Genomic DNA, 23,093 nt, shown 5'->3' with positions numbered 1-23,093 from the left:
TTCAAGCGTCGCGAAGTCTGCATAAGGGCTTCGACAGGGGGAAAAATCCGTGGCGAACGCTTCCCAATTTGTACCGATGCGGCCGAACCGTATGGGACACACAGCGATATTGCTGGCCTTCCTGTTGGCCAATCTCGCCTTCCTGCTCTGGCTCTGCGACCGCGACGGCTATGAGGGCGACGATCTCAACAGCATCGTCCCGATGTTCCATCTGGCCGAGGCAAAGGCCGGCCTGCTGCTGATCTATCGCTATGCGTGGCAGCCTTTGTCCTATGAACTCGGCGCCGCGATGTATCGCCTCACGGGGTCACCCGACCCCATCTTCCTGCTCGCGCCGATCGCGGGCGCCATATCGCTGACGCTGCTGCTTTGGCAGGGTTGGCGAGAGCGGCCGACGCGCCATGGCTGGCTGGCGGTCTTCGCACTGCTGCTGACGATCCCCGAATATTGGTATTCGGGCCTCTATTATAATTCCTCGATCCTCGCCCTTCCGTTCCTTGCCGGGGCGGTGCTGGTCGTCCGCAGCACGAGCGACGCCAAGGCGCTGTTCGCGGCCGGCCTGCTTGCCGGCATCGCGGCGCTGATGCGCTTCGACTTCATCCTCGCCTGCCCGCTGCTCGCCGCCTTCACCTCGACGCACAGCGGGCGCATCGCGCCAATAGCGGTGCTCGCGGCAGGGGTGGTGGTTGCGCTGATCGTCGCGCTGGCGACGGGCATCGTCGACCTGAGCGCCATATTCGACGTCTATCGCGCCAGCAGTGCCGAAATCGCGCGCAAGGCCGGAGATCCGGGCTGGGACATCCGCGCCAAATTGTTCGTCTGGACTTTGACCTTCACCCCCTTCGGTTGGCTCATCCTGCTCGTCGGCGGCGCGCTCGGCCTCTGGCAGGCCAACGGGGCCGCCCGCCGCCGCATCGCCCTCTACCTCCTCGCCGCGGTGCCATTGCTCTTCCCGCTCAAGGATATGCTGAGCGTGAAATATGCCCTGCCCCTCCTGGCCTTCGCGCCGATGGTGCTGATCCGCTGCCTCGCAGCGATCGAGGCCGCCCTGCCAACCCTGTGGGCAAGACTCGTGCCGGCGGCGTTGCTCGGCGGGGGCTTTTTGCTTGCGTTCATCTCGATATCGCTGATCGGCCGCCCGCCATTCGTCCTGCCCGGCCTGATGCCCGCGCGCACCATACCCACCCATGACGGAGGGCGCAGCTATGGCGGCTATGTCTGGATGATGCGCGCCCTCGACGCCCCTGCCGCGCGGACGGAAGCGCAGGATCACGCCGCCCGGCTCGCAGGCCTGTTTCTCGGCGGCAAGGGGCCGGATATCGTCATCATCGGCGGCGAGAATGTTTTCGATCGTGGTGGGGTGGGCTGGCGCCACCTGCAACTGAAGCTCGAAGGGGCAGGCATCCACGGCGATTTAGTGGGTCGCGACCAGATCCGTTTCGCGCAAGGAGATCGCCATCTGTGGCTGGTCGGCCCTACCGCGCCGTTGCCGGCCACGTCCGCCGAAGCCATCGTGATCGACGAGCGCGATCCAGCCGGCTGACGCGCCTCAGCCGATCCCGAGCGCAGCCTCGCGTTCGGGGTGGATGAAGACCGTGTTGAGCCCGCTGGTATCCCCGGCGATCAATCGATCGCCATGATAGCGGTAGGGCATCAGGCCGAACTCGCCGAGGGCCGCGACGACGTCCGGCGGCGGGGTTTCGACGATCACCACAGGCTTTGACGCGGCAAGCGTTTCCTTGCCGCCGCGGATCACCGCCAGTTCCAGCCCCTGCACGTCGATCTTCACAACGTCCGGCCGGAAGCCGAACTCGTCGAGCGTCTTCACCCCGACCTCATGCTCCGAAACCGTCAGCCGCTTGCGATCGAAGCCATAGATGCGATGCGGATTGAGCCACTCCGCCGCCGCATCATAATTCAGCGAGGCGAGGCCATCGAAGATGAAGCCCCGATAGGCGGGGATATAGAGCCTGAACGCCCCTTCCTGATCCGCAAGCCCGACCGGCTTGATCTCGACACTCGTATCGGCCGCGAAGACGCGCGTCAGCCGCGCAGACAGCACCGGATTGGGCTCGAACGAAACGATCTTCGCCGGGCGCGCGGTCCGTTGCAGCGCATAGATGCTTTGCCCCCAATTGCCGCCGATATCGAGGGCGAGCCCGACGGGCGCCATTCGGGCAAGCAGCCGGAAATCCTCCTCCATCGGCCAGCCCAGGACACGCGTGCCGAGATTGTAGGACGCAAATTTCAGGGGCCGGATAGCGGGCACATGGCACTGCAAAGTCCGCAACGCTTTAGAGATCATCTCCCGCTCCCCCCAAGCTATCGGACAAATAAGGCAAACCGCCGTTCCCGGCAAATGTTGCGCGGGCGTTGCGGTCTATTCGCTGGTGGCGGAATCGGACGCGGCGGCCACGCCAATATATTCCACGGCCGCCCGGCGCTTCGGTGTTTCCGCCATCGGCTGGCCGGAATATTCGCGCATGCCCCACGCGCCATATCGGCTGATCGGACCGGTGGAGTTGAACAGCGTCATGACATCGCCGATCTGCGTGCGCCACGCCGCCAGATATTTCTTGTAGACGCCATACATGCGCTGATCGCGATTGATCGCGGCCACCAGCGGCACCTCATCGGGATTGACGATGTGCTGCCCGCCCTCATACGCGATGTAGCGCTTGCCATAGCGGCGGGCGGCAGCCTTGTTCGCCATCGCCTTGGCAATCGTCGCATCGACGTCGGCGTTCAGGAAGGCGAAGATGTTGTTGAGGTCGGTCACCCCCTTGCGGGGGCCGGCGAAGGTGGCGTGGCCGAAATAGGGCGCGGTCGCCAGCCCGTCCACATTGGCGGCGGTGTCGGCATATTTCAGCACCTGTTCCGCAACCCAGGGATTGGCATTCTGGGTAGAGATCAGCCTCACCAGACGCGTCGGCTGCGCCTTGAAGACATCGGCCCAGATCTTGTTCATCCAGGTCGATTTCTCGGCATAGCGACGCAGCAAGGCTTCACTCGGGTCCTTTGAAAGCCCCCGTGCCAGCCCTTCCGCCTGTGCCTGCTTGGTCACGGGAAAGCCGAAATTCCACACCTCGTTCGACATCTCGACATAGACCTTGCGGTCGGCGGCGAGATTGTCGCGAACATACATCGCGAAACGCCGGACAAAATCCTCGTCCGCGTTCCAGGGCATGCAGAACCAGGCATCAGCCTTCGTCTGGTTGGCCAGCGCCACCATATATTCGATGGACATGCCGAGCTTGCCCGCCTGGCTCAGCGTCTGTGGCGTTACCCGCGTGGCCCAGGTGACCGGCTCATTGGCGTTGGTATATTGCCAATCCATGAAGCGCAGCAGCTGATAGCCCTTCAGCTGCTCCAGAAAGGCCGGCGAGAACAGATCCGTCGGCGATGCCGATTTCTCGCGGCAATCGATCTGGCGCAGCGGATCGGCCTTGTCGGTCTGGCTGAGCGAAAGCCACGCGGTCTTCGCCTTTGCCGCGCCGGACGGCACCCAGTTGAATTCGACGCTGCTGCCGCCGCTCCGCGACACACCGATCACCGATCCGCCGGCGGTCAGGCTGCCCTTGCCGGCCCAGGTGCAGCGGATGCGCGTCGGGCTCGTGCCCATCGCCCCTTCCGGCGGGATCAGCATCAGATGCCCGATCTCGCCCGGCAACAGCGATATGATATTGCCATTGGCATCGATCTGCAGCGGATTGAAGGGCTGCCAGCCGCTCACGCCCGGCTTCTGGCTGCCCCAGGTCGCGCCCTGCGCCAGATTCATCAGCGCGCGATCCTGCATGTAATAGTTGGGCGAAGACAGGTTCAGCCCCAGCGCGCCGGTAGCCGGAGGCGAAGGAGGTACGGGAACCGGCGGCTTGGGCCCCGGCTTCGGCGACGGAACCGCAACATCAAGCACGGACGGCGCCGCAAGGCTCGCCGCAACGACCAGGACAGTGGCAAGGACCACGCAAACTCCTGTCTTCACCGGATTTCGGGAAACGGCCCGGCCCATGGTTGACTGGATAGACACCATCACCTCGCACGTCGGACGCACGGTGCCACAGTCGACCGAGACCGAAAAATCCTCGATTGTTACGCGGCGGAGCGGACCATATGCCTACCCCCCTGACGAGTCAAAAAAACTAATGTATCCGGCTCGTTTCATAAGGTTACATCATCGGTTCGCGAACCGATGGGCCGCGCGGGAATGCCCACGACGATGGCATGCGGCGCCACATCGGACAGCACGACCGCATTGGCGCCGATGATGGCATGGTCGCCGATCGAAACCCCGCCGAGGATCTTGGCCCCTGCTCCCACTTCGACCCAGCAGCCGAGACGCGGCACGTCGCCGGAACCACGCGTGCCGAGCGTCACCTGCTGGAACAACAGGCAATTGGACCCGATCACCGTGCGGGGATGGACGACCACGCCGTTGGGATGCGGTAACAGCAGGCCGCCGCCAATCTGGCTGTTGGCGGGAATATCGGCGCCTGTCACGACGCTCCAGAAACGGTGCCGAAAGGTCGCGATCCTGCGGGCGATGCCGCCGATCAGCCCACCGCGCGCCTCCGCCCGCTGATAGGCGCGGATGCTGGCCAGCAGCGATCGCGACGGCTGCCAGCCCCCCGTCCTGCGTTCGCGCGACCAATCCGGTTCGGCAGAACGGGGCCGATCGCCCCCACCCTCTTTCACTTGCGCACTCCGCCCCTTATCTTCCGTTCGGGCGCCGGTGTTGCCGTATTATGGTCCTTCCCGCCAGCGCTACGTGGCTGCCATCGCGATTAAGCGACATACCCCCTTTCGCAAATCCAACAGCGAGCCTATATAGGCGGCACACGATTTTTCCGGCCCTCTTACCCCATTCCGGGGACGGAGGCCGCTTCGCTTGCTTCCGGGACACGGCCTGCCTTGCGCACAGACCGCGACGAATGGGGAGTTTAGCGGGGTAATACCAGACGCAGGCAGTGCGGTTCCGACAGTCCGGACCCGCACTTTTTTTCGTGGAGTCCTTCCACGAATCGGCTGCTCTCCGCTGCAAGGCGGACCTTTTTTGATCGGACGCGAGGAACATTCATGGCGAACCAGGCGGCATCCGGCCAGGCCCTCATCAACACGGCGAAGAAGCGCATCCGCAAGGTCTTCGGCAACATCCACGAAGTCGTGCAGATGCCGAACCTGATCGAGGTTCAGCGCGAATCCTACGAACAGTTCCTGCGCTCGCGCCCCGAAGACGGCTATGTCTCGGGCCTGGAAAAGACGCTCCGTTCGGTCTTCCCGATCCGTGATTTCGCCGGCACCGCCGAACTCGATTTCGTCAATTACGAACTCGAATCGCCGAAATATGACGTGGACGAGTGCCGCCAGCGCGGCATCACCTATGCGGCGCCGATGCGCGTCACGCTGCGCCTGATCGTGTTCGAAGTGGACGTCGATACCGACACCCGCTCCGTGCTCGATATCAAGGAGCAGGACGTCTACATGGGCGACATGCCGCTGATGACGCACAACGGCACCTTCTTCGTGAACGGCACCGAGCGCGTCATCGTCAGCCAGATGCACCGTTCGCCGGGCGTGCTGTTCGATCATGACCGCGGCAAGACCCACGCGTCGGGCAAGTATCTCTTCGCCGCGCGCGTCATCCCCTATCGCGGCTCGTGGCTCGATTTCGAGTTCGACGCCAAGGACATCGTTAACGTCCGTATCGACCGCAAGCGCAAGCTGCCGGTCACGACTTTGCTGTATGCGCTCGGCCTGAACGGCGAAGAGATCCTCAACCACTTCTACAAGACCGCGACCTATGTGCGCGGCGAAGGCGGCTGGAAGGTTCCGTTCCTGCCGGAGAATTGGCGCGGCCAGAAGCCGAACTTCGATGTCGTCAACGGCGACAGCGGCGAGGTGGTGTTCCCCGCCGGCCAGAAGATCAGCCCGCGTGCCGCCAACAAGGCCGGCAAGGACGGCCTGCAGACGCTGCTGATCCCGACCGACGAGATCTTTGGCAAGTATAGCGCGTTCGATCTGATCGACGAGAAGACCGGCCGTATCTGGATCGAGGCGGGCGACGAGGTTTCGCCTGAAAATCTCGAACTGCTCGACCAGGCAGGCATCGAGAAGCTCGAACTGCTCGACATCGACCATATCTCCACGGGCCCGTGGATTCGCAACACGCTGAAGGCCGACAAGGTCGAGGACCGCGATCATGCGCTGTCCGAGATCTATCGCGTCATGCGCCCCGGCGAGCCGCCGACGAAGGAAACCGCGGAATCGCTGTTCGCCGGTCTGTTCTTCGATCCGGAGCGCTACGACCTGTCGGCCGTCGGCCGCGTCAAGCTCAACATGCGCCTCGACCTCGATGCCGAGGACACGGTGACGACGCTCCGCAGCGAGGACATCCTCGCCGTGGTGAAGACGCTTGTCGACCTGAAGGACGGCAAGGGCGAAATCGACGACATCGACAATCTCGGCAACCGCCGCGTCCGTTCGGTGGGCGAGTTGCTGGAAAACCAGTATCGCGTCGGCCTGCTCCGCATGGAGCGCGCCGTTAAGGAGCGCATGAGCTCGGTCGACGTGTCGACCGTCATGCCGAACGACCTGATCAACGCGAAGCCGGCCGTCGCGGCCGTGCGTGAGTTCTTCGGTTCGTCGCAGCTCTCGCAGTTCATGGACCAGACCAACCCGCTCTCCGAAGTGACGCACAAGCGTCGCGTTTCGGCGCTCGGGCCGGGCGGTCTCACGCGTGAACGTGCGGGCTTCGAAGTCCGCGACGTTCACCCGACCCACTATGGCCGTATCTGCCCGATCGAAACGCCGGAAGGCCCGAACATCGGTCTTATCAACTCGCTGGCGTCGTTCAGCCGCGTCAACAAGTACGGCTTCATCGAGACGCCGTACCGCAAGGTCGTCGATCACAAGGTGACCAACGAGGTCGTCTATCTGTCGGCGATGGAAGAGGCCAAGCACACGATCGCGCAGGCGAACGCTGAGCTGGACGCTCAGGGCCATTTCGTCGAGGAGCTCGTCTCGTCGCGTCAGGCCGGTGAATTCCTGATCGCCCCGCGCGATCTGATCACTCTGATGGACGTCAGCCCCAAGCAGCTCGTGTCGGTCGCCGCCTCGCTCATTCCGTTCCTGGAAAACGACGACGCCAACCGCGCGCTCATGGGCTCGAACATGCAGCGTCAGGCGGTTCCGCTCGTCCGCGCCGAGGCGCCGTTCGTCGGCACCGGCATGGAAGAGACGGTTGCGCGTGACTCCGGCGCCGCCATCGGCGCACGCCGCACCGGCATCGTCGACCAGGTGGACGCGACCCGCATCGTCATCCGCGCGACCGAAGAGGTCGAGGCCGGCAAGTCTGGCGTCGACATCTACACGCTGATGAAGTTCCAGCGTTCGAACCAGTCGACCTGCATCAACCAGCGTCCGCTGGTGAAGGTTGGCGATGTCGTCCAGAAGGGTGACGTGATCGCCGACGGCCCGTCGACCGAGTTCGGCGAACTGGCGCTGGGCCGCAACGTCCTCGTCGCGTTCATGCCGTGGAATGGCTACAACTACGAAGACTCCATCCTGATCTCCGAACGGATCGTGAAGGACGACGTGTTCACGTCGATCCACATCGACGAGTTCGAGGTCATGGCCCGCGACACCAAGCTGGGGCCGGAGGACATCACCCGCGACATTCCGAACGTCGGTGAAGAAGCGCTGCGCAACCTCGACGAGGCCGGCATCGTTTACATCGGCGCCGAAGTGGAGCCGGGCGACATCCTGGTCGGCAAGATCACGCCGAAGGGCGAAAGCCCGATGACGCCGGAAGAAAAGCTGCTGCGCGCCATCTTCGGCGAAAAGGCGTCGGACGTGCGCGATACTTCGCTCCGTCTGCCGCCGGGCGTTGCCGGCACGATCGTCGACGTTCGCGTCTTCAATCGTCACGGCATCGACAAGGACGAGCGCGCGATGGCGATCGAGCGCGAGGAGATCGACCGCCTGCGCAAGGACGCCGAGGACGAACGCGGCATCCTGAACCGCGCCACCTTCTCGCGTCTGCGCGAGATGCTGCTCGGCCAGGTCGCGACCGGCGCGCCGAAGGGCGTGAAGAAGGGTTCGGCGATCGACGACGAGCTGCTGGACTCGGTCGAGCGTCACGAATGGTGGAAGTTCGCCGTTCAGGACGACGCCCGCCAAGCCGATCTGGAAGCGGTGAAGACGCAGTATGACGACGCCGCCGGCGTCATCAAGGCGCGCTTCGAGGATCGCGTCGAGAAGCTGCAGCGCGGTGACGAGCTGCCGCCGGGCGTGCTCAAGATGGTCAAGGTGTTCGTCGCGGTGAAGCGCAAGCTGCAGCCGGGCGACAAGATGGCCGGCCGTCACGGGAACAAGGGCGTCATCAGCCGCATCCTGCCGAACGAGGACATGCCGTTCCTCGCCGACGGGACGCCGGTCGATATCGTGCTCAACCCGCTGGGCGTGCCTTCGCGCATGAACGTCGGCCAGATCTTCGAAACCCATCTGGGCTGGGCCGCGCGCGGCCTGGGCCAGCAGGTGACCGAGGCGCTGGAAGCGTGGCGTGAGGCAAACCCCGAAGCGACGGGCGGCAAGGCCCCGGAAGCGGTGGTCGATCGCCTCAAGACGATCTACGGCGAACAGTATCACGCCGAGATCGACGCGCGGACGCCCGACCAGATCATCGAGATGGCCAAGGTGCTGAAGAACGGCGTGCCGATGGCAACGCCAGTGTTCGACGGCGCCCGCGAGGCGGACGTTTCGGACATGCTGACGCTGGCAGGTCTCGACACGTCGGGCCAGGTCGAACTGTTCGACGGCCGCACCGGCGACACCTTCGATCGCAAGGTGACCGTGGGCTACATCTACATGCTGAAGCTCCACCACCTCGTGGACGACAAGATCCACGCGCGTTCGATCGGGCCGTACAGCCTCGTCACCCAGCAGCCGCTGGGCGGTAAGGCGCAGTTCGGCGGCCAGCGCTTCGGCGAAATGGAAGTCTGGGCGCTCCAGGCTTACGGCGCCGCTTACACGCTGCAGGAAATGCTGACGGTGAAGTCCGACGACGTGGTCGGCCGCACCAAGGTCTATGAAGCGATCGTCAAGGGCGACGACACCTTCGAGGCCGGCATTCCCGAGAGCTTCAACGTGCTCGTCAAGGAAATGCGCTCGCTGGGCCTCAACGTCGAACTCAAGTCGATCGAGGACGACGAAGGACTGGCGGAGGCGGCGGAATAAGGGATGCCCAGGCGCCGAGCGATCGGCGCCCCTCCCTCCCGCCAAGCCCCTGACATTCACTTCCGAAGGGAAGACACATGAACGAACTGACCAACTTCGCCAATCCGGTCGCCAAGCCGGAAACCTTCGACCAGATCCGCATCGGCATCGCTTCGCCGGAGCGCATCCGTTCCTGGTCGTTCGGCGAGATCAAGAAGCCCGAGACGATCAACTATCGCACGTTCAAGCCCGAGCGTGACGGCCTGTTCTGCGCGCGCATCTTCGGTCCGATCAAGGATTACGAATGCCTGTGCGGCAAGTACAAGCGCATGAAGTATAAGGGCATCGTCTGCGAAAAGTGCGGTGTCGAAGTCACGGTGTCGAAGGTCCGCCGCGAGCGGATGGGCCATATCGAGCTCGCCGCGCCGGTCGCGCACATCTGGTTCCTGAAGTCGCTGCCGTCGCGCATCGGCCTGCTGCTCGACATGCAGCTCAAGCAGCTCGAGCGCGTGCTCTATTTCGAAGCCTATATCGTCATCGAACCGGGCCTTACCCCGCTTGAGAAGTATCAGCTCCTCACCGAGGATGAGCTGCTCGAGGCGCAAGACGAATATGGCGAGGACGCCTTCACCGCCGGCATCGGCGCCGAAGCCGTACGCAAGATGCTCGAGAGCCTCGATCTCGAAGGCGAACGCAAGGATCTGCTCGAAGAGCTCGCGGTCACCAAGTCCGAGCTGAAGCCCAAGAAGATCATCAAGCGCCTGAAGGTCGTCGAGAGCTTCATCGATTCGGGCAACCGCCCGGAATGGATGATCCTCGAGGTGATCCCGGTCATTCCGCCGGAACTGCGTCCGCTGGTGCCGCTGGATGGCGGCCGCTTCGCGACGTCGGATCTGAACGACCTCTATCGCCGCGTCATCAACCGTAACAACCGCCTGAAGCGCCTCATGGAGCTGCGCGCGCCGGACATCATCGTCCGCAACGAAAAGCGCATGCTGCAGGAAGCGGTCGACGCGCTGTTCGATAACGGCCGCCGCGGCCGCACGATCACGGGCGCCAACAAGCGTCCGCTGAAGTCGCTGTCCGACATGCTCAAGGGCAAGCAGGGCCGCTTCCGTCAGAACCTGCTCGGCAAGCGCGTCGACTATTCGGGTCGTTCGGTCATCGTCACCGGTCCGGAACTGAAGTTGCACCAGTGCGGCCTGCCGAAGAAGATGGCGCTCGAACTGTTCAAGCCGTTCATCTACGCCCGCCTCGACGCCAAGGGTCTGTCGATGACCCTGAAGCAGGCGAAGAAGTGGGTCGAAAAGGAACGCAAGGAAGTCTGGGACATCCTCGACGAAGTGATCCGTGAGCACCCGGTTCTGCTGAACCGCGCGCCGACGCTTCACCGTCTGGGCATCCAGGCGTTCGAGCCCGTGCTGATCGAGGGCAAGGCCATCCAGCTTCACCCGCTGGTCTGCTCGGCCTTCAACGCCGACTTCGACGGCGACCAGATGGCCGTGCACGTCCCGCTGAGCCTTGAGGCCCAGCTGGAAGCGCGCGTCCTGATGATGTCGACCAACAACATCCTGAGCCCCGCGAACGGCAAGCCGATCATCGTGCCGTCGCAGGACATGGTTCTCGGCCTTTATTATCTGTCGATGATGAAGGAAGGCGAGCCGGGCGAAGGCATGCTGCTCTCCGATATGATCGAGGTCCACCAGGCCCTCAACACCGGTGCCGTCACGCTCCATTCGAAGATTGTCAGCCGCGTCCCGCAGACGGACACGGACGGCAACCAGTATATGAAGCGCTACGAGACAACGCCGGGCCGCATGCTGCTGGGCGAATGCCTGCCCAAGAGCCACAAGGTGCCGTTCGAAACGGTCAACCGCCTGCTGACCAAGAAGGACATCGGCGACGTCATCGACGAAGTCTATCGTCACACCGGCCAGAAGGAGACGGTGCTGTTCGCCGACGCCATCATGGCGCTGGGCTTCCGTCACGCGTTCCAGGCCGGTATCTCGTTCGGCAAGGACGACATGATCATCCCCGACGCGAAGGAACCGCTGGTCGATGAGACCCGCGCCCTCGTGAAGGATTATGAGCAGCAGTATCAGGACGGCCTGATCACCCAGCAGGAAAAGTACAACAAGGTGATCGACGCCTGGTCGCGCTGCGGTGATCGCGTGGCGGCCGAGATGATGAAGGAGATCCAGGCCGTCAAGAAGGACGCCAAGACCGGCCGTGAAATGCCGATCAACGCGATCTACATGATGGCCCACTCCGGTGCCCGTGGTTCGGCGGCGCAGATCAAGCAGCTCGCCGGCATGCGCGGCCTGATGGCCAAGCCGTCGGGCGAGATCATCGAAACGCCGATCATCTCGAACTTCAAGGAAGGCCTGACCGTTCTTGAATATTTCAACTCCACCCACGGCGCCCGCAAGGGCCTCGCGGATACGGCGTTGAAGACCGCGAACTCGGGCTACCTGACCCGCCGTCTGGTCGATGTGTCGCAGGATTGCGTCGTCGTCGAACTGGATTGCGGCACCGAGCGCGCGCTGGAGATGAAGGCGATCGTCCAGGGCGGTGCAACCATCGCCTCGCTGGGCGAGCGTATCCTGGGCCGCACCACGGCCGAGGACATCGTCGACAGCAAGTCGAACGAGGTGGTGATCCCGGAAGGCACGCTACTCGACGAAGCGATGATCACGCAGATCGAGGCGATCAGCCTGCAGTCGGTCAAGATCCGCAGCCCGCTGGTCTGCGAATCCAAGAACGGCGTCTGCGCGGCCTGCTACGGTCGTGACCTCGCCCGCGGTACGCCGGTGAACATCGGCGAAGCGGTCGGCGTGATCGCGGCGCAGTCGATCGGTGAGCCGGGCACGCAGCTGACGATGCGGACCTTCCACATCGGCGGCGCGGCGCAGCTCAACCAGGAATCGAACCTGGAAGCTGTCGCCGACGGCAAGCTCGTCTATCGTGAGATCCCGACCATCGTCGACACGCGGGGCCGTCGCGTCACGCTCGCCCGCAACGGCGAGATCGCGATCCTCGACAGCGAGGGCCGCGAGCGCGCGACCCATCGCCTGCCTTACGGTGCTACCCTCCTCGTCAAGGACGGCGGCTCCGTGACCAAGGGTGAGCGTATCGCCGAATGGGATCCCTCGTTCAGCCCGGTCATCACCGAAAAGGGCGGCACCGTCCGCTTCCAGGACATGATCGAGAACCGCACGGTTCGCGAGGAAACCGACGAAGCGACCGGCATCTCGCAGCGGGTGATCGTCGAAGACCACCTCAAGTCCAAGAAGGACGACTTCCGTCCGCGCATCACCCTGCTCGACGAGAACAGCGGTGAAGCCGGCGTGTCGCGCCTGATCCCGGGCTCGATCGTGGCGGTCGAGGATGGCCAGACGGTGCAGGCCGGCGACGTGCTCGCCCGCGTGCCTCGCGAAGCCGCCAAGACCCGCGACATTACGGGCGGTCTGCCGCGCGTGGCGGAGCTGTTCGAGGCGCGCAAGCCGAAGGAGAATGCGATCATCGCCAAGGTCTCGGGCCGTGTCGAATTCGGCAAGGACTACAAGGCCAAGCGCAAGATCCTCATCCGTCCGGAAGATGGTTCGGAAGCGATCGAATATCTGATCCCGAAGTCGAAGGTGATCGACGTTCAGGAAGGCGACTACGTCAAGCGTGGCGACAACCTGATCGGCGGCAGCCCGGATCCGCACGATATTCTCGAAGTGCTCGGCATCGAGCCGCTCGCCGAATATCTCGTGTCGGAAATCCAGGAAGTCTATCGACTGCAGGGCGTGAAGATCAACGACAAGCACATCGAGACGATCGTCCGTCAGATGCTGCAGAAGGTTGAGATCACGGCCGCCGGCGACAGCACGCTGCTGCCGGGCGAACAGCTCGATCGGATCGAGATGGACGAAGCCAACGAAAAGCTGCTCGCCGAAGGCAAGCTGCCGGCCGAAGGCAAGCCCGTCCTGCTGGGCATCACCAAGGCGTCGCTGCAAACCCGCAGCTTCATCTCGGCCGCGTCCTTCCAGGAAACGACGCGCGTGCTCACCGAAGCTTCGGTGCAGGGCAAGATCGACACGCTCGACGGCCTCAAGGAGAACGTCATCGTCGGCCGCCTGATCCCGGCGGGCACCGGTGCCGGCATGAACCGCCTGCGCGTCACCGCGACCAGCCGCGACGCCGCGCTCCGCGCTTCGCAGCGCGCGTGGCAGGCATCGCTGGTGGCCCCGGCCACTGCGGCCGAGGAGCATGCCGCGGAGCTCGTCCGCCCAGTCGAGGACGACACGGGTGACGATCCCCTGGGCGCCGTCGTCGGCGAGGACTTCACCACCGAAGACCTCGATTGATCTGACGGCCTCACGGTCTGAAAGAATGACCCCGCCGGTTCGCGCCGGCGGGGTTTTTCTTTGTCCTGCGGCGCGTTGGGCCTAGTCGATCCCCAAGCTCTTCCCTTGAAAACTTCGTATCGCCTCAAGTCGATATTATGTTATTTTACGATCCCATAAGAATGCCCGCAATATCGAGTCGCACGCAATGACGGGCGAATAGAGTAAAGCACTAGCGTCAATTCTGTCATATCCCACGGATTAAATGGGGGAATTGTCATGGGCATCAAATTCGCGAAACATTGTTTGTGGCTTGCGGCACCTCTTGCGCTTGCTTTTGCAACGCCTGCCGCCGCGCAGGAATTCCCGCTCTCCTTCGGCGATTTTTGGGAGATCGGCCGCATCGACGTGAAGGACGGCGGCGATTTCGCCTACGCCCAGCACATCGCCGGCAAGTGGAAGGCCAGCCAGGAATTCGCCAAGTCCAAGGGTTGGATCAAGGATTACAAGATCCTCTACAGCAACAACCCTCGCGCCGATGAACCGGACATCTATCTCGTCACCATCTTCGAGAAGATGCCGACCGGCCCTGAAGGCGACGCCCGCGCCAAGGCGTTCGAGGAGTTTTCCAAGGCCAGCGCCAAGCAGCTCAGCGAGGAAAGCGGCAACCGCGCGCAATATCGCACGCTGATGGGCAGCATCCTGCTGCAGGAAGCCAAGGTAAAATAACCCGTTTCCCCGGCCGCCACTCCCGCTTGCTCGGGGGTGGCGGATCGGTTCGACGCGCCCTATCCTTACCCTATGAAGAAGGAATTCGTCGCCCTAATGCTGCTGGCGGTGCTGCTGCTGCCGATGCTCGCGGGCATCCGCCGCATCCGCAAACTGCCCCGCACACCCGCGGACGCGCCCAAGGATGAAGGCGGAGGGCAGCCATGAACGACGCGATCAAGCTGCACGAAAGCTGGAAGGCCCACCTCGCCCCCGAATTCGCGACGCCGCACATGCAGGCGCTGAAAGGCTTTCTGGTCGAGGAGAAGGCCAAGGGCGCGCGCATCTTCCCCAAGGGCAGCGAATATTTCCGCGCGATGGATCTGACGCCGCTGGATCAGGTCCGCGTCGTCATCCTCGGGCAAGACCCCTATCATGGCGAAGGCCAGGCGCACGGCCTCTGCTTCTCGGTCCAGCCTGGCGTCCGCACGCCGCCGTCGCTGGTCAACATCTACAAGGAGCTCAACGCCGATCTCGGCATCACGCCCGCGCGCCATGGCTTTCTCGAACATTGGGCGAGCCAGGGCGTGCTATTGCTCAACAGCGTACTCACGGTCGAGATGGGCCGCGCCGCATCGCATCAGGGCCGCGGCTGGGAGAAGTTCACCGACGCCGTGATCCGCCTCGTCAACGATCAGGCTGAGCCGACCGTCTTCCTGCTGTGGGGCGCCTATGCCCAGCGCAAGGCGGCGTTCGTCGATACCAGCCGCCACCTCGTCCTCAAGGCCGCGCACCCCTCGCCGCTCTCCGCCCACAACGGCTTTCTCGGCTGCCGCCACTTCTCGAAAGCGAACGCGTTTCTGGAGACCAACGGCCGCACGCCGATCGATTGGGCACTGCCGGCGACGGTGTAACAACAACATAACACACCGCCCATTTCCCCGGTCGCGAATTCCGGCTATGTCTCTGCTATCGCAACCGCGTGTGGGGACCAGTCATGGGTCTGTTCGATTTCCTGTCCAAGCAACTGATCGACGTTATCGACTGGGTGGAGGAGCCCGGCGAGCTGGCGGAGCGCGTGCCGATGAAGGATCGCGAGATCCAGAATGGCGCGCAATTGACCGTGCGCGAAGGCCAAGTCGCCGCCTTCTTCAACGAAGGCCAGATCGCGGACATGTTTGGCCCCGGCCTCTACACACTCGAAACATCGACGCTGCCGGTGATGACCGCGCTCCGCAACTGGGACAAGGGCTTCAAGTCGCCCTTCAAGTCGGACGTGGTGTTCTATTCCTTGAAGGAACAGATCAACCTCAAATGGGGCACCGCCCAGCCCGTCACCATCCGCGATAAGGAATTGGGGCCGATCCGCCTGCGCGCCTTTGGCAGCTATTCGTTCAAGGTCGATAAGGTCGCGGCCTTCACCTCCACATTGGTCGGCACGCTCGATCGGGTGACGGTGGCAGATATCGAACCGCAGCTCCGCGCCGCCATCGCGACCGCGCTCGCCACGGGCCTGGGCGGCGGCAGCGTCCCCTTCCTCGATCTCGCCGCCAACCAGACGGCCCTGTCGCAGGCGTTGAAGGACGCGGTGAACCCGTCCTTCGCGCAATGGGGCCTCGCCCTTTCCAGCTTCTTTGTCGAAAGCCTGAGCCTGCCGGACGAGGTGCAGAAGCATCTCGACAAGGCAAGTTCGATGCGCGTGCTCGGCGATCTCGATCGCTATGCCAAGTTCCAGGCGGCCGAGGCGATCGAGACGGCGGCGGCAAACCCTGGCGGCATTGCAGGTCTCGGCGCCGGGATGGGCGCGGGTGCGGCGATCGGCCAGGTCATGGCGTCCAGCCTAGGCGGCCAAACCGGCAGCGGCGGCCCCGCCCCGGCCGAAGACCCATTCGCCTTGGTCGAGAAGCTCCACAAGCTCCTCACCATCGGCGCGATCAGCCAGGAGGAATTCGACGCCAAGAAGGCGGAGCTGCTGAGCCGGATCCGGTAAGCATCTTCCGATGCACTCCTACCTCCGTTCGTGTCGAGCGAAGTCGAGACACCCTTCGAGCGTAGCCGAGAAGCCCTCGTCTGCGCTCGGGCGCGTCCCTCGACTTCGCTCGGGAAGAACGGGCTGAATGGTGCGGGGGCCAATTCAATGCTGACCGTCAACTGCCCCAATTGCGGCGCGGGAGTCACCTTCCGCTCACCCGCATTGCCCATCAAGGTCTGCGATTATTGTCACACGTCGGTGATGCGCATCGAAGATGGCGTGCGCGACATGGGCAAGATCGCGGTTCTGCCTTATGATATCAGCCCGATACAGATCGGCACGCGGGGGCAGGTCGATGGGGGCAATTTCGATATCATCGGTCGCGTCCGCTGGGGCTGGGGCGATGGCTTCTGGAACGAATGGCTGATGCTGTTCGGTGACGGCAGCCATGGCTGGCTCGGCGAGGCGATGGGCGATTTCATGTATCTGCGCGAACAGGATGCGTCCGCGGCCCGATCACGCCTGATCAAGGGCCTCGTCGCTGGCGGCGAAACCGCCCCTGGCGAAGAAGGGCAGGAACAAGGGATCAGCTACAAGGTCGTCGACCAGCGCACCGCCACCTGTGCTGGCAGCGAGGGCGAACTGCCCTTCAACGCGCCCGCGAACTGGAGCGTCTACAGCGTCGACCTGCGCTCGCCCGGCGGCGAATGCGCCAGCTTCCAGCGCGATGGCGAGGAAGCGAGCTTCTATGTCGGCCGCTATGTCTCGCTCGGCGAAATCCGCGCCACCAACCTCCGCGCGATCGAGGGGTGGGCAATGCCCGCCTTCGCCTGATGTCCGGCCCGTGGGAAACGCCTGAACCGGGAGAAGCCGCACCCGCGCCCCGCACCAGCGGCCCCGCGCCCGCCACGCAGACGCTCTCCTGCCCGAGCTGCGGCGGCACGATCGAGCTCAAGGCCGCGGGCTACACCGTCACCGTCGTCTGCCAATATTGCGCTTCGGTGCTCGACGTCGCCAACCCCGATGTCCGCATCATCAAGGAATATCACGAAGCCGCCGCCCAACTCGCCATCCCGCTAGGCACCCGCGGCACGCTGAAGGGCGTGGAATGGGAAGCGATCGGTTACCTCCAGAAATCGGAGGACGGCTTCACCTGGGAAGAATATCTCCTCTTCAACCCCTATCATGGGTATCGCTGGCTCGTCACAGACGGGCGCGGCTGGAGCTTCGGGACGATGCTCACCCGCCTGCCCCAAACGACGAGCTTCGGCAAAGGGCTTGTCCTCGACGGGCGCAGCTACAGCCACTTTGCCGATGGCCGTGCCAAGGTCGATTATGTGCTGGGCGAATTCTACTGGCGCGTCCGCGTGGACGACAATGTCCGCACCGCCGATTATGTTCGGCCGAACTGGATGCTGTCATGGGAAGGCAGCGGCGCCGAGGATAGCTGGACGCTGTCCGAACTGCTGAAAGCCGGCGAGGTGAAGCGCGAATTCGGCGCGGGCCTTTCCGCCGGCATGTTTTCCGGCCTGCCGCCGATGCCGCACCAGCCATCGCCTTATGCCGGCGCGCTGAAGCCGGCGCTGGCCTTCGCCGCGATCGCGATCGTCGCTTTGTTCGTGCTGACGATGATGTTTGGCGGCAGCCAGCGCGCCGTCACCGAAACCGTGACGATCGAGCCCGATCGTCCGGGTCGCTCGATCACCGTCGGGCCGATCACGCTCACCCGGCGGCAGGCGGTTACGATCGCGGCGCAGGCGCCCGCACTCGACAATGCGTGGGTCGATCTCGATTATTCGTTGGTCGATCGCGCGACGCAGGAAAGTTTCGACGCCTATGGCCTGGCCGAGCGCTATTCGGGCTATGACAGCGACGGGAGCTGGACCGAGGGATCGCGCACCGCCGCCACCAAGATGGCGATGCTGCCGGCCGGCACCTATGATCTCCTCGTCGATGCCGAGGCGCACAACTGGACCGGGCAGATGCGCGAGGTGCAGGTGCAGGTGACCGTCAACCGCGGCGCCCGCTTCTGGAGCAATCTCATCCTCGCCATGCTGTTCGTCATCATCCCCGTCGGGATCATGCTGTGGCGGCACCTGAAGTTCGAAAATGCGCGGCTGGCCGAAAGCGATCGCGGCGCCGCGCCCGAGGATCTGTTCGCGTCACTGGGGGGCGACTGACATGGGCTGGCGCACCTTCCTCTACGGCTTGTGGTGCCTCGGCATCGTCGGCGCCTATCTGGCGGCCGCGGTCGTCGGCTATTCCCCTTTCGCCGATGGCGGGCGCTCGGCCGTGCGCTCCGCCATGTACGGCCCAACCCACAAATAAGGAGGCGATGATGGTCACAAGCGTGCCCGTGCTGCTCAACACCTTGCTCTATGCCGGCGTCGGCATCGTCGTGCTCATCATCGGCTTCGTCATCCTCGACCTGCTGACGCCGGGCAAGCTGTGGGAGGAGATCAACGACAAGCAGAACCGCGCCGTCGCCATCTTCGCGGGCGCGATCGCGCTGTCGCTGTCGATCATCATCGCCGCCGCCATCCATGGGTGAGGGGCGAACTATTCCCTTTCTTCGTCATCCCCGCGAAGGCGGGGATCCATATCCTCCGACGTTGCGACTCCATTCGTGCCGCTGCGTGTATGGATTCCCGCCTTCGCGGGAATGACGGAATGATTGCGTGACAGAGCAGACCACCCGCCCCCGCCCCTCGCCGGCCGTGCTCGCGCTGATCGCCTCGGCCTTCGTCGTGGCGACCTGCGGGCTTGTCTATGAGCTGCTGGCCGGGACGCTCGCTTCCTATCTGCTCGGCGACAGCGTCACCCAGTTCTCCACCGTCATCGGCGCCTATCTGTTCGCCATGGGCATCGGTAGCTGGTGCTCGCGTTATGTGACGAGGGATGAGCTGCGCCTGTTCGTCCGCGTCGAGATATTGATCGCGCTGATCGGCGGATGCCTTGCCGCGGTGCTGTTCCTGCTCTTCCCGGTCGTCGATCATTTCCGCATCGCGCTCTACGCACTGGTGCTGGGGGTGGGCTTCCTCGTCGGCTTGGAAATCCCGCTGCTCCTCCGCATCCTGCGTGCCGATTTCGAGTTTCGCGATCTCGTGTCGACCGTGCTGACCTTCGATTATGTCGGCGCGCTCGCGGCGTCGCTGCTGTTCCCGCTGTTGCTGATGCCGCATCTCGGCATGATCCGCACCGGCTTCCTCTTCGGCCTCGCCAATGTCGGCGTGGCGCTCGCGCTCATGTGGATGCTGCCGTCGAGCGCGCGGCTGGGGATGGAGAAAGCGGCGGGCATCCTCGTCGCGCTGCTGCTCGCGGCAGGCTTCATAGGCGCCGAGCGACTCCAGCGGCTGGCCGAAGTCGCGGCTTATGAGGAACCGGTGATCTACGCCGCCTCCACGCCGTATCAACGGATCGTGCTGACGCGCGGCGGCGATGACCTCCGCCTCTTCCTCAACGGCAATCTGCAATTCTCCTCGCGCGACGAATATCGCTACCACGAGGCGCTGGTGCATCCCGCCGTGGGCCGCGTGGCGCGCCCTGCCCACGTGCTGATCCTCGGTGGCGGCGACGGCCTCGCCGCGCGCGAGGTGTTCCGCCAGCCGGGCGTCAAAACCGTCACCCTCGTCGATCTCGATCCGGAGATGACGCGGCTTTTCGCCCGCAGCCCGATGCTCGCGCGGCTCAACAAGGGCGCGCTCACCGATCCGCGGCTGAAGGTCATCAATGCCGACGCCTTCCGCTGGGTGCGCGATGCCCGCGGCCCTTACGATGCGATCATCGTCGATTTCCCCGATCCCACCGATTTCTCGGTCGGCAAGCTCTACACCAAGACCTTCTACCAGCAGGTCCGCAAGCTGCTGGCGCCGGGCGGGATGATGGTGGTCCAGTCGACCTCGCCGCTCGTCGCGCCCAACGCCTATTGGACGGTGGCGACGACGCTGGAGGCGGCGGGCTTCACCACGCGCGGCTACCATGTCTATGTGCCGAGCTTCGGCGAATGGGGCTTCGTCCTCGCCGCCAACGGCCCGATCGGCGATGCCGTGCGCGTACCGGATGGCGGCCGCTATCTGACGAGCTTCGAAGCCAGCCGCCTGTTCGATTTCCCACCCGACATGGCCCGCCGCCCCGCCCCGGTGAACCGCCTCGACAATCAGGCACTCGTCCGCGAATTCGCCGACGAATGGGGGCGGTATGAAGGCTGACCGCCTCCCCACCATCGTCACCCTGAACTCGTTTCAGGGTCCACCGCTCCACAAGCAAAGTCCGTGCGGGTGGATGAGTGGATGCTGAAACAAGTTCAGCATGACGGTTGGATGATCCATGCCTGATCGCCGCACCGTGATCGCCGGCATCGGCGCCGCAGGTGTCGCAGCCGCCGGGGCCGTGGCGTGGCGCCTGCACGAACCCGCCACGCCCGGCACGCTCTCCGGCGCGGACATGGCGCGCGGTCACCGCCTCCGCGACGGCAACTTCCCCGCCGCTACAATCGAAGAACAGGCCGGCATCGTCATCGCCGGCGGCGGGGTTGCGGGGCTGTCCGCTGGCTGGGCGCTGGCCGAGGCAGGCTTCGACGATTTCACACTGCTCGAACTTGAAGACCAGACCGGCGGCAATGCCCGTTCCGGCCGCAACGCCGTCTCCGCCTTCCCGCTCGGCGCGCATTATCTCCCCGTCCCCAATCGCGAGGCGAAGGCGCTCCGCGCGATGCTGGCAAAGCTCGGCATGATCGTCGGTGAAAGGGACGGTGCGCCGATCTACGACCCCTATCAGCTCTGCGCCGATCTGCAGGAGCGCCTCTTCTACCAAGGCCGCTGGCAGGAAGGTCTGATCCCCCGCCGCGGCCTGTCACCCACAGACCATCACGATCTCGACGCCTTTGCCGCCGCCATGGCCGCCTTCGCCGCCCGCATCGGCAGCGACGGCAAGCCCGCCTTCGCGATCCCCATGGCCTATAGCAGCCGCGATGCCGACCTGCTGGCACTCGACCACCTTACCTTCGCGCAATGGCTGGACCAGCAAGGCTGGCGCTCCCCGGTGCTGCGCGCCCATGTCCGCTACTGCATGCGCGACGATTACGGCTCGGAGCCCGACCATGTCTCCGCTTGGGCCGGCATCCACTATTTCGCCGGCCGACGCGGCTGGGCGGCGGACAATGCCGGCGACAATGAGCTGACCTGGCCCGAAGGCAATGGCCGCCTCGCCCACGCGCTCGCCACCCGGATCGGCCCGCGTATCGCCCCGGCCCGCATCGTCCACCGCATCGCCCGCGATGGTGAAGGTGTCGCGGTCGACAGCTTCGACGTGACGCGCGAAGCCACCGTCCGCACCCACGCAAAAGCCGCGATCATCGCCGTCCCCCATTTCGTCGCCACCCGCATCGCGCCGGAGGCTGCACCCGATGCCAAGGGTTTCGGCTATGCTCCCTGGGTCGTCGCCAATGTCACGATCGATCGCCTGCCTTTGGGCCGCGGCGCCAAGCTCGCCTGGGACAATGTGTCCTGGACCAGCGAGTCGCTGGGCTATGTCGTTGCCACCCATCAAGGCCCGGCGGCGCGGACGCCCGGCACGGTGCTCACCTGGTATATGCCGCTCTCGCGCATGGCCCCGGCCGGCGCCCGACGCCTGCTGATGGAACGCCCGCTGGCCGAATGGCAGGCGATCGTCCGCGACGACCTGCTCGCCATGCACCGCGATCTCGAAGACAGCATCCGCTCGATCGACATATGGCGCTGGGGCCATGCGATGATCCGGCCGACACCGGGTTTTCTCTGGATCACCGCCCCCGCCGCCGCATCGGCGGCCAAGCCGCCCTTCTTCCTCGCCCACAGCGACCTCTCCGGCCTGTCGCTGTTCGAGGAAGCGCATTATCGCGGCACCTTGGCCGCCGAAGGAGCGATGGCGCATCTCGGCCACGCCTTCGCATCCATGCTATGAGCCAATCCGTGACCTCACCGCCCCCCTATGACGGCCGCCACCTGATCGCCGACCTACACGGCTGCGCGCGCCTTGACGACGCCGCTTATATCGAGCGCGTGCTGCGCGATGCCGCGGCGGCGGCGGGCGCGACGGTGCTCGACGTCCGCCTCCACGCCTTCGGCCCGGGCCAAGGGGTGACGGGGGTGGCGCTGCTCGCCGAATCCCACATCTCGATCCATAGCTGGCCGGAAAATGGCTATGCCGCGATTGATTTCTTCCTGTGCGGCAGCCGCCACGATCTCGAAGCCGCACTAAACGTTGCGGTGACGGGGCTCGCCGCCGGGCGTGTCGAACGCCAGACGATCGCACGGGGTTATGGCGTGGCTATATCCCCCTCCCTGGAAGGGAGGGAACGTCAGGCCGATCATCCCCCGGACGATCTGAAATAGCCGGGGGCTATTTCACCTGATGTTGGGTGGGTGTCGCCGTCAGGCGATCATCGGGCCGCTCGAAATAGCTCGCTTCGCTCGCAACCCACCCCCAGCCCCTCCCTTCCAGGGAGGGGAGTAGCCAAGCTCAGCCCCGAACCAGTCCCCCACCTTCGATCTTCCGGTAGAAGCAGCTTGTCGCCCCGGTGTGGCAGGCCGGGCCTGCCGGCTCCACCTTGATCCAGATCGCGTCCTGATCGCAGTCGATCCGCATCTCGACCACCTTCAGCACATGGCCGCTGGTCTCGCCCTTGCGCCAAAGCTTGCCGCGGGATCGCGACCAGAAGGTCGCATCGCCGGAAGCGATCGTCGCCTCCAGCGCCTCGGCATTCATATGCGCGACCATCAGCACATCGCCCGTATGCGCATCGGTGACGACGGCGGTGACGAGCCCTGCGGCATCATATTTGGGCAGCAACGCCGTGCCGGTTTCGCGGTCCTGATCCATGTCCGATCGCCTAT

At 64.4% G+C, this 23,093-nt stretch carries 18 protein-coding genes; 14 read left to right on the top strand and 4 right to left on the bottom strand.

What is annotated here, in order from left to right; genetic code table 11:
- The first annotated feature begins 91 nt into the window (after nt 1-91).
- On the top strand, nt 92-1,543 hold the full coding sequence (locus tag ACFB49_RS02040) for a hypothetical protein (protein ID WP_380875275.1): 1,452 nt from the start codon (nt 92-94) through the stop codon (nt 1,541-1,543).
- A gap of 6 nt (nt 1,544-1,549) precedes the next feature.
- Here ACFB49_RS02040 and ACFB49_RS02035 read toward each other — a convergent pair whose 3' ends face one another.
- The 3 genes from ACFB49_RS02035 to ACFB49_RS02025 all read right to left on the bottom strand — a co-directional run bounded on the left by ACFB49_RS02035 (nt 1,550) and on the right by ACFB49_RS02025 (nt 4,692).
- Nucleotides 1,550-2,305, bottom strand: a complete 756-nt coding sequence (locus ACFB49_RS02035) for an FkbM family methyltransferase (RefSeq protein WP_380875273.1) — start codon at nt 2,303-2,305, stop codon at nt 1,550-1,552.
- 75 nt (nt 2,306-2,380) lie between these two features.
- On the bottom strand, nt 2,381-3,964 hold the full coding sequence (locus ACFB49_RS02030; protein WP_380875270.1) for a hypothetical protein: 1,584 nt from the start codon (nt 3,962-3,964) through the stop codon (nt 2,381-2,383).
- A gap of 194 nt (nt 3,965-4,158) precedes the next feature.
- Nucleotides 4,159-4,692 (bottom strand): serine O-acetyltransferase, encoded by a 534-nt coding sequence (locus ACFB49_RS02025; protein ID WP_380875267.1) that lies wholly within the window; start codon nt 4,690-4,692, stop codon nt 4,159-4,161.
- 381 nt (nt 4,693-5,073) lie between these two features.
- Between ACFB49_RS02025 and rpoB the strand changes: the two genes are divergently transcribed.
- The 13 genes from rpoB to speD all read left to right on the top strand — a co-directional run bounded on the left by rpoB (nt 5,074) and on the right by speD (nt 22,592).
- Nucleotides 5,074-9,231, top strand: coding sequence for a DNA-directed RNA polymerase subunit beta (gene rpoB, locus ACFB49_RS02020; protein WP_380875264.1), 4,158 nt, complete (start codon nt 5,074-5,076; stop codon nt 9,229-9,231).
- A 77-nt stretch (nt 9,232-9,308) separates the two neighbouring features.
- Nucleotides 9,309-13,562 (top strand): DNA-directed RNA polymerase subunit beta', encoded by a 4,254-nt coding sequence (rpoC, locus tag ACFB49_RS02015; RefSeq protein WP_380875262.1) that lies wholly within the window; start codon nt 9,309-9,311, stop codon nt 13,560-13,562.
- Between the two features lie 258 nt (nt 13,563-13,820).
- Nucleotides 13,821-14,270 carry a hypothetical protein gene (locus ACFB49_RS02010; RefSeq protein ID WP_380875260.1) on the top strand — a complete coding sequence of 150 codons (450 nt, stop codon included), beginning with the start codon at nt 13,821-13,823 and terminating at the stop codon, nt 14,268-14,270.
- Nucleotides 14,271-14,342: 72 nt separating this feature from the next.
- Nucleotides 14,343-14,477 carry a hypothetical protein gene (locus ACFB49_RS02005; RefSeq protein ID WP_380875258.1) on the top strand — a complete coding sequence of 45 codons (135 nt, stop codon included), beginning with the start codon at nt 14,343-14,345 and terminating at the stop codon, nt 14,475-14,477.
- Entirely contained in the window at nt 14,474-15,163 is a 690-nt protein-coding gene (gene ung / locus ACFB49_RS02000) for a uracil-DNA glycosylase (RefSeq protein WP_380875256.1), read from the top strand. The genes ACFB49_RS02005 and ung overlap by 4 nt, the downstream gene beginning before the upstream one ends.
- Before the next feature lie 83 nt (nt 15,164-15,246).
- Nucleotides 15,247-16,239 (top strand): SPFH domain-containing protein, encoded by a 993-nt coding sequence (locus tag ACFB49_RS01995; protein WP_380875254.1) that lies wholly within the window; start codon nt 15,247-15,249, stop codon nt 16,237-16,239.
- A gap of 147 nt (nt 16,240-16,386) precedes the next feature.
- Nucleotides 16,387-17,055: a DUF4178 domain-containing protein gene (locus ACFB49_RS01990; RefSeq protein WP_380875251.1), complete on the top strand. Its 669-nt coding sequence runs from the start codon at nt 16,387-16,389 to the stop codon at nt 17,053-17,055.
- Nucleotides 17,031-18,401, top strand: coding sequence for a DUF4178 domain-containing protein (locus ACFB49_RS01985; RefSeq protein WP_380875248.1), 1,371 nt, complete (start codon nt 17,031-17,033; stop codon nt 18,399-18,401). Before ACFB49_RS01990 ends, ACFB49_RS01985 begins: the two co-directional genes overlap by 25 nt.
- A 1-nt stretch (nt 18,402) precedes the next feature.
- Nucleotides 18,403-18,549, top strand: a complete 147-nt coding sequence (locus ACFB49_RS01980) for a hypothetical protein (protein ID WP_380875245.1) — start codon at nt 18,403-18,405, stop codon at nt 18,547-18,549.
- Nucleotides 18,550-18,556: 7 nt separating this feature from the next.
- Nucleotides 18,557-18,772 (top strand): DUF350 domain-containing protein, encoded by a 216-nt coding sequence (locus ACFB49_RS01975; protein ID WP_380875242.1) that lies wholly within the window; start codon nt 18,557-18,559, stop codon nt 18,770-18,772.
- Nucleotides 18,773-18,899: 127 nt separating this feature from the next.
- Nucleotides 18,900-20,429 (top strand): polyamine aminopropyltransferase, encoded by a 1,530-nt coding sequence (locus ACFB49_RS01970; RefSeq protein ID WP_380875240.1) that lies wholly within the window; start codon nt 18,900-18,902, stop codon nt 20,427-20,429.
- Between the two features lie 118 nt (nt 20,430-20,547).
- Complete coding sequence (locus ACFB49_RS01965; protein ID WP_380875237.1) at nt 20,548-22,161, top strand: FAD-dependent oxidoreductase; 1,614 nt, start codon at nt 20,548-20,550, stop codon at nt 22,159-22,161.
- The gene (speD, locus tag ACFB49_RS01960; RefSeq protein WP_380875235.1) at nt 22,158-22,592 is read left to right on the top strand and encodes an adenosylmethionine decarboxylase; all 435 of its coding nucleotides are present in this window, start codon (nt 22,158-22,160) and stop codon (nt 22,590-22,592) included. Before ACFB49_RS01965 ends, speD begins: the two co-directional genes overlap by 4 nt.
- A gap of 127 nt (nt 22,593-22,719) precedes the next feature.
- Here speD and hisI read toward each other — a convergent pair whose 3' ends face one another.
- On the bottom strand, nt 22,720-23,079 hold the full coding sequence (gene hisI / locus ACFB49_RS01955) for a phosphoribosyl-AMP cyclohydrolase (RefSeq protein WP_380875232.1): 360 nt from the start codon (nt 23,077-23,079) through the stop codon (nt 22,720-22,722).
- Nucleotides 23,080-23,093 lie beyond the last annotated feature (14 nt).

It is taken from the genome of Sphingomonas sp. DBB INV C78, from assembly GCF_042693015.1.
Classification (GTDB): Bacteria; Pseudomonadota; Alphaproteobacteria; order Sphingomonadales; family Sphingomonadaceae; genus Sphingomonas_E.
The sequence above is the reverse complement of the archived record's forward strand: the minus strand, read 5'-3'. Positions and strand labels throughout refer to the sequence as shown.